We start from the raw sequence: 12,730 nt of genomic DNA, 5'->3' as shown, positions 1-12,730 counted from the left end.
TCAGCCTGGCAAGTTCAGTTTTCTCAAAAGGATTTCAGAGATGAAGAGTTTCTTTCGTATTAGGATTGTTAGTTCGATGTCGGTTGTCGCCCTTTGCATGACTACCAATATCGCGCTGGCACAAACTCAAGCCCAGCCTGCTAGCCAAACAAAGCAAGTTCAGCCGGGGCATGAAGGCCACGACCATGCAGGGCCTGATCATGAACATGCCCACGGCAAAGAGACGATTGCGTTTCAATTGCCTCAGTGGAAGACAATGCATTTTGATGATGCGGCAAAAGCCAAGCAGCACGCGGACATGGTGAAGAAGCTTGGTTGCGAAGTCAAACAAGGCCAACACGCTGGCCACATTGACCTGACGTATCGTTGCGTTCAGTGGAAATCAATGGCAGTCGAAACGCACCAACTAGCCGACCAATGGAGCGGGTGGCTGAAAGGCTCTGGCTTCGACGTTTCCCATGCTCATCCAGACCCGGCTTATGCGGAAGGCAAAGAAACCGTTGAGTTCCGATTGGTCAGTTGGAAATCTATCCACGGCAAAGGCGCGGCGGATGATCAGAAATTCGTCGACTTGCTGAGCAAGCTTGGATGTGAAGTGGTCGAGTCTGCACACGCAGGACATTCCGACATCAAATTTCGTGCTCCCATATGGCGCGATGTTCATGTCGCAGATCACAAGACCGCTGACGAACTTGGTGCTTGGCTAAAGAAGAACGGTTTCGAAGTTGCCCCACATAAGCATTGATTCATTCCACCTATCCCAACCAAGAACTAAAGGTATCGGATACAAAAAAATGAACAACAAACTTTTTTACTTTGGCATGTTAACCATCGCGTCGGCTGTAGGCTGCAATAAAGTTGATTCTACAACACAGTTATCGAATGAACCGGAGGCTTCCATTAGCATGGATATGCCTCCTCCGCCGACAGTGGAGATTCATGAGCATCCAAGCGAAGGTCCCCATCATGGGTCGCTGATTGAATTGGGCAAGGAAGAGTTTCACGCCGAGCTCGTCCATGACGACAAATCCGTCACGATCTATGTTCTGGACAGCGTTGCAAAAAACCCTGTTCCTGTCGATGTCAGCGAGGTCGTAATCAACGTCTTGCATGACGGCAAGCCAGAACAGTTTAAGCTTGCTGCCGCGCCCCAAGAGAGTGATCCTAGTGGTAAATCATCGCGATTTGTCGCCAACGATCCTGAGTTGGCCAGTCATTTGGACGATGAAGCGGCTGCTCCCAAGCTGGCGATTACCATCAGCGGCAAATCTTATCGGGGTACCATCACTCATGAGCATGACCATGCCCACTAGCGATGAATTGTCTTCGAGGGATCTTGCGACAAGTAGCTTGACTTGCAGAATTGCACAATTTTGAGTACAATAAAGCCATGAAATCTCCAATTCTCATCTTGCTCTTGATCGTCAATTTATTGGCGTGTCCGGTGCGCTGCCTTTCGTGTGAAACGACTGCAGCGGTGGGGACGGAATGCGCGCCCGCGGCGTGTTCTTGTTGTTCACATGGCGATGAGGCTCCGGTTTCGGAAACGCCGGAACCGTGCGGGGATGACTGCAACTGTCAGAATTGCATCTGCAAAGGTGCGGTCATTGAAACCGCTGTTGGACTTCCTGAAGCTGATTTCCTCGTTTGGGTGCAGCCCATTCTTTTCGCGACGCATCCGGTCGTTGGACGTTACGACTTATCGACGCGACGCTCGTTTGCTCCCGCGGGGCAACTTCTATGTGGTCGCGATAGGTGCGTTGCGCACCAATCTTGGCTGATCTGAGCCAGCAGGCAATCGAAGCTCCGACGGGCAATCTTTGTCCGCCTCGTTAGTTTCATGTTCTTGATTCTTTGCCTTTCTAGTTAGTGGTTTTGCATTTTTTGATGCTGCGCGCGGTGGTCGTGCGCGGTGGAGTGATGTTGTTTGTTGATGCCTTTCCAAATGGAGTCTATGGCATGTTGAGTTTGTCCCGAAGAACTAGTTTCGTCACCGGTGTCATGTTGTTCGCCTTCTCCTTGTTGACCGCGGCACCCGTGCAGGCGGCCGATGCAGACAAGATGAACATTGTGATGACGGTCGGTGAGATGTGCGGTGGCTGCGTAAAAAAGATTACGAAGCGATTTGACGGTGTCGAAGGCATTGCAAGAGTCACGTGCAGCCTCGAACAGCAATCCGTCACGTTGATTCCCAAAGACCGCGTTCGGCTCAGTCCTAAGGGGATTTGGGAAATCATGGAGAGCATCGGCAAAACGCCGACGAAGATGGTCACTCCTGACGGCACGTTTATTTCCAAGCCGAGGGCTTAGAACTTCAATACGAAACGGTGAGAGGGGGGAGTCGGGAGTCTGGAACCCGTCTCCTTCCTCCTCATTCCGACATTCTTACATAAGATTCACTCAATGCTTCTCCCCTGGGAATACGGTGTTCGCAATCTGGCCCGACGGCCGGTGCGGACGGCATTGACGCTCGTTGCCTTGGCAACGGTCGTGATGTTGGTGTTCGTCGTCGTGGGATTCATTCGGGGACTGGAACAGTCACTCGCTGTCAGCGGTGATGAGAACGTCGTGCTCGTTTATTCCGTCAACTCGGAAGAGAACATCGAAAATTCGTCGATTGCAGCGCGAACACCCTCGCTGTTGGCAGCGAGTTTGGATTCGGCGGTGAAGCGATACGGCATGCTGCATGTTTCGCCAGAGTTGTATTTAGGAACGCGGGTGAAGACCGAAGAGGGCGAGGCTGGTTTGGGGCTTGTACGCGGAGTGAGCTTGGCAGCGCCTCTGGTGCGTCGATCCGTCAAATTGGTCGAAGGCGATTGGCCAGGGAATGGCGAGGTCATCGTTGGACGGTTGGCCGCCGCAAAACTGGGCAGTTCCGACATCGCCATGACGGTTGGCAAAAGCGTCGATTTTGAAGGACAAAGCTGGAAGATTAGTGGGCGGTTTGCTGCGGGCGGTGCCGCGTATGAGTCTGAAATTTGGTGCAAACTGACCGACTTTCAAACGACGACAAAACGGCAAGACCTGAGTTTGGTTGCAATGCTGCTGTCACCGGGCAGTTCTGCGGCAGAAGTTGAATTGTTTTGCAAAGAACGCACCGACCTGGAACTACGGGCGATCCGTGAAACGGATTACTACGCTTCGCTTCAGCAACACTACAAGCCAGTGCGACTTTTGGCGTGGTTCGTAGTCGTCTTGGTGTCTGGTGCGGGAATTTTCGCGGGATTGAACATGATGTATGGAGCCGTTGCCGGCCGGATTCGGGAAATAGCGACGTTGCAGGCGATCGGGTACCGCCGTCGCGCAATCTTGATCAGTTTGGTTCAAGAAGGCGCTTTGTTGGCAGCCGCAGGATCATTGCTGTCGGGTGTCATCGCGTTGACGATGCTCAACGGCATGGCGATACGGTTCACAATGGGGGCGTTCACATTACGCATCGACAGCGTTGCAATCTTGATCGGTTGTGGCGTTGGATTGTTGTTAGGTGTCTTGGGCGCGTTGCCCCCGGCGCTAAAAGCGTTGCGAGCTGAAGTCGCAACGAGTTTGAAGGCTGTTTGATTGAACCTTTGGGAGATTTGAAATGAAAATGCTTTTCAGTTTGGGAATGTTGAGTTTGTCATTGCTTGCAGTTGGCTGTGGACCGTCGGAAGTGGCGACCGTAAACAACGAGGTCGATACAAAATCGAACTCGCAGTATGTCGCGAATACCGAGCCTGCCGGAGCGATGCCAGTCGGCGAAGCTCGCGAAAAAATCGAAGATGGCCAAGAGGTCACATTGGTAGGCTTGATAGGTGGTTCGAGCAAGCCATTTGTAGACGGTCTCGCTGCATTCACGATTGTCGATGCGAAAGTGCCTTACTGTGCCGCCGACGAGGGTTGCCCCACTCCGTGGGACTACTGCTGCGAAACGGCGGCGGTGAAGGACAACATCGCCACGATTAAGGTTGTGGATGAAGCCGGAAAGCCAGTGGCCGGGAACGCAAAAGAAATGCTGAATGTCAAAGAACTTTCAACGGTAGTCGTCCAGGGCAAGGCGAAACGTGATGACCAAGGCAACTTGACGGTTGTGGCCACCAAAGTTTTTGTGAAGCAGGACTGAAAATGAATGCTTCGCTCGATCCTAGCCAACCCAAACTCGACCTGAGCCAACTTGCACTCGATCGCTCGCCACGGGGCGAGACGACGCGAACGAAGCCACGCGGCAAGCGGTGGATGACCCGGTATGTTCTGCCGATCGGCATCTTGTTGGGTTTCGTTGCCTTGTTGGGTGTGGCGGCGGGTCGACGATTGTTGCCGTCAACACCAGTCACTGTGATTCCGGTCATTGTGAAGCGGTCTGAGTTACAACAGGCCGGGACGACGCTTTTCCAGTCCCCGGGCTGGGTCGAACCACGCCCGACTGCCATCAGTGTCGCAGCGCTGGCACCGGGCGTGATCGAGGCGCTGTTAGTGGTCGAAGGACAGCAGATTAAAAAGGGAGAAGCGATTGCTCGGTTGATATCAATCGACGCCGAATTGATGGTCGAGGCCGCTAAGAACACGCTCGCGATCCGTGAAGGCGAAGTCAACCGCGCGAACGCCGAACTCGACGCCGCCAAGATTCGTGTCGCGAAGCCGGTGCACCTTCAAGTCCAACTCGCGGACGCACAAAGCACTTTGGCGAAAGCTCAAACAGAACTTGCAAAGTTACCGTTTCTGCTCACGGCTACTGAAGCCAAGGTTGACTACGCTCGCAGCAGCATGGAAGGAAAACGCACGGCCGGGGAAGCGATCTCTGGCCGAGTCGTCGCCCAAGCCGTAAGCGAGCACGCGAGCGCTCATGCTGAATTGCAAGAATTGCGCAATCGAAAACCGAACCTGGAACGTGAGGTCGCTGCGTTGACCGACAAGGTTGAAGCGTTCGAAAGTCAAATCGAATTGTTGGTCGAAGAAACGCGACAAGTCGAGGAGGCCAAAGCAAAGCTACAGTCAGCGGTTGCGATGCGTGAAGAGGCAAAGTTGCAAGTCCGCCAAGCTGAATTGACGCTCGAACGCAATATAATACGTGCACCGATGGATGGTCGTGTGCTACGTCTGATCGCGGCTCCAGGCACTCGTGTGATGGGACTGGAATCAAACGCCGGCCAAAGTTCGAGCACTGTGATCGAGATGTACGATCCCAATCGGCTTCAAGTACGAGCCGACGTCCGATTAGAAGATGTTCCCTTGGTGACACGTGGCCAACTCGTCGAGATCGAAACGGCGTCGACCAAAGCGGTGATTCATGGCCGGGTTTTACAAATGACAAGCTCAGCCAATATTCAAAAGAATACCTTGGAAGTGAAGGTCGAACTGATTGACCCGCCACAGGCAGTCGGGCCTGAGATGCTAGTCACAGCAACCTTTCTAGCTCCTATCGTCGAAAAACGATCGCAAGAGGCCACCGAAACGGAACGAATGTTTGCTCCAAGCCAACTCGTCCAATCTGGTGACTCCGGTGCATTTGTTTGGATCGTGGATACGAACGATGTGGCGCAACGACGAAGCGTCGAAGTTGGAAGCTCGACAACCGGCGGGCTATTGGAGATCAAGTCAGGGTTATATGCGACAGATAAATTAATCGTTGGTGGTATCGAAGGATTGAAACAAGGTAGTCCGGTTCATGTAACCGGCGATGATCAAACGCTAGGATTGAATTAAATGGCCTTAGTAGAACTACGTGGTGTTTCCAAGAGCTTCCGCAAAGGTGATGAGACAATCACGCCGCTCGATATTATTGATTTGGACATCCACGCAGGAGAGTTCGTGTCGTTGATGGGACCCAGTGGCACGGGCAAGAGTACGTTGCTGAATCTTGTTAGTGGGATCGATCGCCCTGATTCAGGAACGATCACCGTCGACGGAACTGAACTGACCAAGCTCTCGCGCAGCAGACTGGCAGACTGGCGAGCGGCAAATCTTGGCTACATTTTTCAAACACACAATTTGATACCAGTTCTTACTGCTTATGAAAACATAGAACTACCGACTCTACTTCTGAAGCTATCAGCAACGCAGCGACGGCAGCGAGTCGAGTTAGCGTTAGAGGCGGTTGGATTAAGTGACCGATCCGATCACTACCCGCGACAATTGTCCGGCGGTCAAGAGCAACGGGTGGGCATCGCGCGAGCCATCGTAGCCCATCCCAAAGTTGTTGTCGCGGATGAGCCAACTGGAAGCCTCGATGCTGAAACCAGCGAGCAGGTCCAGGTCTTGCTTCAGCGATTAAACAAAGAACTCAATATCACGATGTTGATGGTCACGCACGACAGCAATGTGGCGAGCACTGCCTCGCGCCAGTTGGTGCTTGATCGAGGCAAGTTTTTGGAAACGATTCATACATGACCACCTACGTCCTAAAAACTCTCTGGCGTCATCGAACTCGAACTCTGCTTACCGTAACCGGTGCGGCTGTTGCGATGTTTGTTTTCTGCTTCGTTGGCTCGGTCCAGGAAGGATTGAACCGATTAACAACTGGAAGCGATGCGGATCGTACCTTAATCGTTTTCCAAGAAAACCGGTTTTGTCCTACGACCAGCCGTTTACCCGAGGACTACTCACGCAAGATTAGGCAAGTTCCGGGTGTTCGGGACGTCATGCCGATCCAGGTCTGGACGAACAACTGTCGCGCCAGTTTGGACATTGTCGTCTTCAACGGAGCCGACCCTGCTCAAATTCAAAAATCTCGCCCCATCCAGCTGACCGGTGGCAACTGGCAGCAATTCGCTTCACAACGAGACGCTGCCATCGTCGGCCGTAACGTCGCCAGCCGACGCGGGCTCAAAACCGGAGATCAGTTTTCGATTGGCGACATCTCCGTGAAAGTGGCTGGCATTTTTGAATCGAAGGTACCCTCCGAGGAAAACTTGATCTACACGAGTCTTGCCTTCCTACAATACACACGCGGACTTGACGCCACTGGATTGGTGACGCAGCACGAGGTCCTATTGACCGACGACGCTGACCCGGACCGCGTTGCTACGGAGATTGATGCAACGCTGAGAGCCGGGGCTGTCGCTACCAAGACTCGTCGCAAGGGAGCCTTTCAAGCGAGCACCCTTTCCGATCTCGTCGATCTCATTGGATTCGCCCATTGGCTGGGATACGCCTGCGTTGGATTGGTCCTTTCGCTCGTCGCGACAACGACAGTAATGAGTGTGCAAGATCGAATCAAGGAATACGCTGTCTTGCAAACAATCGGCGTGCGTCCAATGCGAGCGATGCGATTGGTGTTGGCCGAAAGCACAATCCTCTGTCTGTTCGGCGGTCTTCTTGGCACGACTCTGGCTCTTATGGCCTTGGCCATCGGTGGATTCGCGATTGGAGCCGAAGGTGCCACGATTGCGTTTCGCCCTTCAGTTGGTTTAGCAATTTCTGGAATGATTGTGTCCCTTTTTGTAGGAATCGCGGCCGGAATCGCGCCGGCGGTTCAGGCTGCCACCGTTCCGATCGTCGACGCTCTAAGGCAGACGTAGAACATGAGTAAAACTACAATTGAGCTTCGGCAATTGTTGCCGAATGTTAATGAGCCGAATGACGCTTGCTTTAGACGACTGATAGTGCTGTTGGAATCAAAGGCAGGAGTTAATTCGGCGCATATTTCAGGATCGGAAGAGGGCCATCCAGAGAGGATTTGCATTCACTTTAATTCCGAATTCGTATCGCTTGGCGAGGTGCGTGAACTTGCGAAACGTGCGGGTGTCGAGATCAACAATCGATATGGGCATTGGCTTAGTCAAGCAACGGCAATGCATGCACGACGTGCTAGTGCGATTGAATCACGACTCCAGCGAATCGCGGGCGTGATCGAAGCGGCTGTTTCTCCTGAAGGTGCAGTCCGCGTCGAGTACGATCGCCAGTTGACGAACGATAAAGCAATTGCGGATGCGTTAAAAAAATGGACTCGGGGCGTTTCAGAAGCCTCCGATGGGCACGCCGGACATTTGCATGGTGAAGAAGGTCCTGAAGAGGACCACGGGCACGCTGGTCACAAACTCGCGAATGGCGATCACGCGCACGGTGGCATCTTCGGGGCGAAATCTGAATTGATCTTCGCAATTCTCTGCGGTGTATTCTTGCTTGTTGGATGGCTAGTCGAAACCTTCGCCGAATTGAATGCGTGGATATCGCTAGGTTGCTACTTGGCCGCTTACATCTTTGGTGGCTATTACACCATCACCGAAGCGATTGAGAAGCTTCGCTCGGGCAAGTTCGAAATCGACTTTCTAATGATCGTGGCCGCTGGAGGCGCAGCGACTCTTGGAGCGTGGGCTGAAGGATCTCTATTGCTGTTTTTGTTCAGCATCGGCCATTCGCTTGAAGGCTATGCGATGGGCCGAGCTAAAAAGGCGATCGAGGCGCTTGGTCAATTGGCTCCACGCACGGCTCGAGTTCGCCGTGACGGACTTGAGTCGGATGTTCCTGTCGAAGAGTTGGTCGTTGGAAACGTTGTCGTGATCAAGCCAGATGAGCGTGTACCAGCCGATGGTTTTGTCATAGCAGGTTCCTCCAGCGTCAACCAAGCTCCAATTACCGGCGAGAGCGTTCCGAGTGACAAGCGTCCGGTTGCCGATGTAGGCATTGCAGCCGCCGATCCTGAAACGTTGCCAGCCGAGCATCGCGTCTTCGCAGGCACAATCAATCAATCTGGATCACTTGAAATCCATGTCACTAAACTGGCTTCGCAAAATACTTTGGCTCGCATTGTGACGATGGTCAGCGAAGCAGAGACGCGAGTTTCACCGACGCAGAAATTCACGAAGAAGTTCGAGCGTTACTTTGTGCCTTCGGTCATTGGCGGTGTGGTTCTATTGCTGTTTGCGCCACTTGTGATGGACGAGGCGTTTAACAAGTCGTTCTATCGAGCGATGGCCGTGTTGGTCGCAGCCAGTCCATGCGCTTTGGCGATTTCCACACCGAGTGCAGTTCTTAGCGGTGTCGCGCGCGCGGCACGTGGTGGGATCCTGATCAAAGGCGGTGGACCTTTGGAAAGTCTCGGAAGTCTCGATTCGATCGCATTTGATAAAACAGGGACGCTCACCGAAGGCGAACCCAAAGTCACCGACGTTCGCACCATTGAAGGCGTCGATGAAACTGAACTGCTACGGATCGTCATTGCCGTTGAGACCCTCAGCAAGCACCCGCTCGCACGAGCGATTGTGCGTGACGGAAAGAAGAAGTTGGGTGAAGGTGGTAATGGAAGTCGCGGCGAAATCCCATCTGCCACCGATTTAAAGAGTATCACCGGCCGTGGAATTCAAGCGTTGGTCGAGGGCGACCTCGTTCACGTTGGCAAAGATGATCTGTTTGCAGAAGTCCAAGGGCCGCCGCTGCCTGATGCTGTCCGAGCGATCGTTGAATCACTCGAGCAAAATGGTCGCACGACAATGATCGTCCGTCGAGCGGAACGCTTTCTGGGTGTGATTGGCTTGATGGATACCCCACGCGAAGCTTCCAAGCGAACGATCTCGCGACTGCGTGAACTCGGGATCAAGCGCATGATCATGATTTCTGGCGACAATCAGAAAGTTGCCGACGCGGTTGCCAAAGAAGTCGGACTCGATGAAGCCCGCGGTGACCTAATGCCGGAAGACAAGGTCGCTGAGATCAAGAAACTGCAGAGTGAAGGAGGCGTCGCCATGGTTGGTGACGGAGTCAATGACGCTCCTGCGATGGCCTCCGCTTCTGTGGGCATTGCGATGGGAGCCGCTGGTAGCGATGTTGCTTTGGAAACAGCCGATGTCGCTTTGATGGCAGACAACCTTGATCACCTTCCACTTGCAATTGGTCTCAGTCGGGCAACGAGACGCATCATTCGCCAAAATCTCTGGATGAGTCTTGGCATGGTCGCGTTCTTAGTCCCGGCCACGATCTTAGGACTAAACATTGGCCCCGCTGTCGCTTTGCATGAGGGAAGCACACTCATTGTAGTATTCAACGCATTGCGATTATTGGCCTACAAAGAGTAAGTCGTCATAGCTTAGGGACGATAAACTAGTTGATTACTTTAACAATCTTCGCGATCCTGATGCAAGCTTTTATCATCAAGCGAACAGAAAATGATGGAGCTTTGCATGTCTACGCCAGACGTCGATATGTGCCAAAGTAAAACAACTGTCGTTTGCCAGAGGGTGTTGTGTGCTCGTAGCGGCCACTTTTCACCGTTTCGAACGATGGTCCTAGTGCATTTTCCATCGTCTTCTCATCGTATTGTTGGATCGGGAGTCCACTGCATTTTTCCGGCCCACCGATAGCAAAGGTCCCCACGACAAATTGGCCGCCAATAGGCAACGTTCGCTTGAGCAAATCGAGATAGTGCTTCCGATCTCCGGCATCCGTGATGAAATGAAACACCGCCCGGTCGTGCCAGATGTCGAACTCGCCCAGTGACTCCGCTTGGGTTATGTCGGCAACCATCCAATCCACTTGCGACGCTCGTGCGCCTAGTCGAGCTTTGGTCGCTTCGATGGCGGCCCTGGAAATGTCCAGCACAGCCACTTGCTTGAATCCCGAGTCGAGCAGACGATCGACGAGAAACGATTGCCCGCCACCCACATCGATGATTCGGCCACGCTTTTCGCCAGTAGCCTCGAGGATCAAGTCCAGCGATTGTTTCGGGTCAGGCTCGTACCAACTGACTTCGGTCGAGCTCTTCGTTTGGTAGACGTTTTCCCAGTGCGCTATCTTGTCCATAAAAATCCCTGCTTGTGTGAGTCTTCAGAGGCAGTAAGATTGTATTCGGATATGCGAATACAACAACCCGGAGAAAGATCTTGACGGAGATCGACACCAAATCAGCCACTGTACTGCTGCGAGCCTTTGCGCACCCCACGCGCCTGGCCATTTTGCAAGAGCTTTCTGGCGGTCCCAAGTGCGTCACAGACCTGGAGGACTTGCTCCCCGTTCGTCAAGCGAACCTATCCCAACATTTGGCGTTGCTGAGGCACACGCAGTTGGTCGACTTTGCTCAAGACGCCCAGACGCGTTGCTACTATCTCGCCAGACCAAAGTTGACTGGACTATTGCTCGAGGAACTCGCACGTAACGAAGTCCCCGTGTCGAAATCGACGGAGCAAATCAAAGCCGAGAAGGCCAACCTCGAGGCCAAGCAAGCCGCGATGCCGAAGAAGCCGAAGCAAGCGAGCAAACGTACTGTGAGAGCGCGCGGATGAACCAGCCAATCTATCTGGACTACAACGCGACCACTCCACTCTCACAGGTGGTCAAAGCCGAGTTGGTGAGACTGCTTCAGCTCGATCTCGGTAACCCGTCCAGCCGTCACTGGGCAGGTGCGCCCGCTGCCGAGATCGTCGAGCTATCGAGGATTCGCATCGCTTCGCTTATTGGTTGCGATCCCACCGAGATCATCTTCACATCGGGCGGTACCGAGTCCAACAACCAGGCAATCAAGGGTGTGTTCTACGCAAACCACCAACGATTGAAGCAGCCGCATTTCATTATCAGTTCGGTCGAGCATCCGGCAGTCACTGAGCCATTGCGGTTTCTCGAAACTCTGGGGGCTCGCGTCACTCGAGTGCCTGTTGATGAGCATGGCCTGGTTGATCCCGACGATGTTCGACGAGCTATTGAGCATGAGACGGTGCTCATCTCGGTTATGCTGGCGAACAATGAAGTCGGAACAATCCAGCCGATTGAAGAGATCGCTGCCATTGCACGGACTCACGGCATTCTGATCCACACCGATGCCGCCCAAGCGGTCGGCAAGATACCTGTGGACGTTGAATCGATGGGCGTTGACATGCTGTCGATCGCCGGGCACAAGCTCTATGCACCACAAGGCATTGGCGCGTTATACGTTCGTGAAGGAATTGAATTAGCCCCTTTTATGCATGGCGCGGGGCACGAAGGCGGCCGACGCGCGGGAACTGAAAACATCCTCGAGATCGCTGCCCTCGGAGCCGCTTGCCAAGAGGCAGCAGATTGGATCGATGACGGTCGCATCGAAAGCCTGCGTGATTACTTTTGGAAGCTTTTACAGGATGAAGTCGGTGAGCGAGTTCATTTGAACGGCCACCCCATCAAACGGCTGCCCAATACGCTCAACGTCAGCTTCGACGGAATGGCTGGGTACGACCTGCTAACACATTTGCCGTTCTTGGCAGCATCCACGGGTTCCGCTTGCCACGCCGGCAAACAGCATCTGAGCCCAGTCCTGACCGCCATGGGGCTGAACTTGGAAAGGTGTTTGGGTGCGGTGCGTTTCAGCCTCGGCCGATCGAGCTCCAAAAAAGAAATCGATACGGTAGTTTCGGATTTATGTACACGATTAACCGTTAATTCAACTTGATGATCAAAAGGGAATACGTATGTCGAAATATCTGTTCATTCTGAATGAAGCTGCATATGGGAACGAACGCTCCTTTAACGCTCTTCGCCTAGCTGGTGGCTTGGCGACGCACACGGCGATCACGCGGCCCGCAGAGTTTGAAGTGAGAATATTCTTACTGGGAGATGCTGTGACTTGCGCAAAACGCGGGCAGAAGGTTCCGCAAGGATTTTACAACATCGAACATATGCTTGAGAAAGTTGTTCGGCACCAGGGGCAAGTCAGCGTCTGTGGTTCTTGCATGGACGCGCGCGGGATTACGCCTGAAGAACTTGCGGAAGGGTGCCATCGAAGCAGTCTCGATGAGTTGACGGTGCTTACCGACTGGGCCGATAAAGTCTTGGTATTTTAGGAGAACGCGTGGCG

The 12,730-nt window shown here is 53.3% G+C and carries 13 protein-coding genes; 12 read left to right on the top strand and 1 reads right to left on the bottom strand.

Features of this window, described 5'->3' with window-relative positions; all coding sequences use genetic code 11:
• Nucleotides 1-40 precede the first annotated feature (40 nt).
• The 9 genes from SH449x_RS13310 to SH449x_RS13270 all read left to right on the top strand — a co-directional run bounded on the left by SH449x_RS13310 (nucleotide 41) and on the right by SH449x_RS13270 (nucleotide 9,986).
• Nucleotides 41-745 carry a hypothetical protein gene (locus SH449x_RS13310; protein WP_482376572.1) on the top strand — a complete coding sequence of 235 codons (705 nt, stop codon included), beginning with the start codon at nucleotides 41-43 and terminating at the stop codon, nucleotides 743-745.
• A gap of 49 nt (nucleotides 746-794) precedes the next feature.
• Complete coding sequence (locus SH449x_RS13305) at nucleotides 795-1,313, top strand: hypothetical protein (protein ID WP_482376571.1); 519 nt, start codon at nucleotides 795-797, stop codon at nucleotides 1,311-1,313.
• Nucleotides 1,314-1,887: 574 nt separating this feature from the next.
• Complete coding sequence (locus tag SH449x_RS13300; RefSeq protein WP_482376570.1) at nucleotides 1,888-2,310, top strand: heavy-metal-associated domain-containing protein; 423 nt, start codon at nucleotides 1,888-1,890, stop codon at nucleotides 2,308-2,310.
• A 93-nt stretch (nucleotides 2,311-2,403) separates the two neighbouring features.
• Nucleotides 2,404-3,558: an ABC transporter permease gene (locus SH449x_RS13295; RefSeq protein ID WP_482376569.1), complete on the top strand. Its 1,155-nt coding sequence runs from the start codon at nucleotides 2,404-2,406 to the stop codon at nucleotides 3,556-3,558.
• 22 nt (nucleotides 3,559-3,580) lie between these two features.
• Nucleotides 3,581-4,099: a hypothetical protein gene (locus tag SH449x_RS13290; RefSeq protein WP_482376568.1), complete on the top strand. Its 519-nt coding sequence runs from the start codon at nucleotides 3,581-3,583 to the stop codon at nucleotides 4,097-4,099.
• A 2-nt stretch (nucleotides 4,100-4,101) separates the two neighbouring features.
• Nucleotides 4,102-5,679 carry an efflux RND transporter periplasmic adaptor subunit gene (locus tag SH449x_RS13285; protein ID WP_482376567.1) on the top strand — a complete coding sequence of 526 codons (1,578 nt, stop codon included), beginning with the start codon at nucleotides 4,102-4,104 and terminating at the stop codon, nucleotides 5,677-5,679.
• Entirely contained in the window at nucleotides 5,680-6,363 is a 684-nt protein-coding gene (locus SH449x_RS13280) for an ABC transporter ATP-binding protein (RefSeq protein WP_482376566.1), read from the top strand.
• Nucleotides 6,360-7,493, top strand: a complete 1,134-nt coding sequence (locus SH449x_RS13275; RefSeq protein WP_482376565.1) for an ABC transporter permease — start codon at nucleotides 6,360-6,362, stop codon at nucleotides 7,491-7,493. The genes SH449x_RS13280 and SH449x_RS13275 overlap by 4 nt, the downstream gene beginning before the upstream one ends.
• 3 nt (nucleotides 7,494-7,496) lie before the next feature.
• Nucleotides 7,497-9,986, top strand: a complete 2,490-nt coding sequence (locus SH449x_RS13270) for a heavy metal translocating P-type ATPase (protein ID WP_482376564.1) — start codon at nucleotides 7,497-7,499, stop codon at nucleotides 9,984-9,986.
• 109 nt (nucleotides 9,987-10,095) lie between these two features.
• On the opposite strand, the gene SH449x_RS13265 is transcribed toward SH449x_RS13270, so the two are convergent.
• Nucleotides 10,096-10,710: a class I SAM-dependent methyltransferase gene (locus SH449x_RS13265; protein ID WP_482376563.1), complete on the bottom strand. Its 615-nt coding sequence runs from the start codon at nucleotides 10,708-10,710 to the stop codon at nucleotides 10,096-10,098.
• A gap of 80 nt (nucleotides 10,711-10,790) precedes the next feature.
• Here SH449x_RS13265 and SH449x_RS13260 point away from each other — a divergent pair, with 80 nt between their 5' ends.
• The 3 genes from SH449x_RS13260 to SH449x_RS13250 are packed head-to-tail and all read left to right on the top strand — an operon-like array spanning nucleotide 10,791 to nucleotide 12,716.
• Nucleotides 10,791-11,189: an ArsR/SmtB family transcription factor gene (locus tag SH449x_RS13260; protein WP_482376562.1), complete on the top strand. Its 399-nt coding sequence runs from the start codon at nucleotides 10,791-10,793 to the stop codon at nucleotides 11,187-11,189.
• A complete protein-coding gene (locus tag SH449x_RS13255; protein ID WP_482376561.1) occupies nucleotides 11,186-12,325 on the top strand; it encodes a cysteine desulfurase family protein in 1,140 nt (379 codons plus the stop codon). The genes SH449x_RS13260 and SH449x_RS13255 overlap by 4 nt, the downstream gene beginning before the upstream one ends.
• A gap of 19 nt (nucleotides 12,326-12,344) precedes the next feature.
• A complete protein-coding gene (locus tag SH449x_RS13250) occupies nucleotides 12,345-12,716 on the top strand; it encodes a DsrE/DsrF/TusD sulfur relay family protein (protein WP_482376560.1) in 372 nt (123 codons plus the stop codon).
• Nucleotides 12,717-12,730 lie beyond the last annotated feature (14 nt).

This window comes from Brakhagea baltica (genome assembly GCF_052161605.1).
Lineage (GTDB): Bacteria > Planctomycetota > Planctomycetia > Pirellulales > Pirellulaceae > JBKCUI01.
This window is presented reverse-complemented; position numbering and strand designations above follow the sequence as displayed.

What these genes read in the sequence shown, in the direction of transcription:
- SH449x_RS13300 (WP_482376570.1), top strand. Translation starts at nt 1,888, where the DNA reads ATGCTGCGCGCGGTGGTCGTGCGCGGTGGAGTGATGTTGTTTGTTGAT.
- SH449x_RS13265 (WP_482376563.1), bottom strand. Translation starts at nt 10,710, where the DNA reads ATGGACAAGATAGCGCACTGGGAAAACGTCTACCAAACGAAGAGCTCG.
- SH449x_RS13305 (WP_482376571.1), top strand. Translation starts at nt 795, where the DNA reads ATGAACAACAAACTTTTTTACTTTGGCATGTTAACCATCGCGTCGGCT.
- SH449x_RS13255 (WP_482376561.1), top strand. Translation starts at nt 11,186, where the DNA reads ATGAACCAGCCAATCTATCTGGACTACAACGCGACCACTCCACTCTCA.
- SH449x_RS13250 (WP_482376560.1), top strand. Translation starts at nt 12,345, where the DNA reads ATGTCGAAATATCTGTTCATTCTGAATGAAGCTGCATATGGGAACGAA.
- SH449x_RS13285 (WP_482376567.1), top strand. Translation starts at nt 4,102, where the DNA reads ATGAATGCTTCGCTCGATCCTAGCCAACCCAAACTCGACCTGAGCCAA.
- SH449x_RS13270 (WP_482376564.1), top strand. Translation starts at nt 7,497, where the DNA reads ATGAGTAAAACTACAATTGAGCTTCGGCAATTGTTGCCGAATGTTAAT.
- SH449x_RS13295 (WP_482376569.1), top strand. Translation starts at nt 2,404, where the DNA reads ATGCTTCTCCCCTGGGAATACGGTGTTCGCAATCTGGCCCGACGGCCG.
- SH449x_RS13280 (WP_482376566.1), top strand. Translation starts at nt 5,680, where the DNA reads ATGGCCTTAGTAGAACTACGTGGTGTTTCCAAGAGCTTCCGCAAAGGT.
- SH449x_RS13275 (WP_482376565.1), top strand. Translation starts at nt 6,360, where the DNA reads ATGACCACCTACGTCCTAAAAACTCTCTGGCGTCATCGAACTCGAACT.
- SH449x_RS13290 (WP_482376568.1), top strand. Translation starts at nt 3,581, where the DNA reads ATGAAAATGCTTTTCAGTTTGGGAATGTTGAGTTTGTCATTGCTTGCA.
- SH449x_RS13310 (WP_482376572.1), top strand. Translation starts at nt 41, where the DNA reads ATGAAGAGTTTCTTTCGTATTAGGATTGTTAGTTCGATGTCGGTTGTC.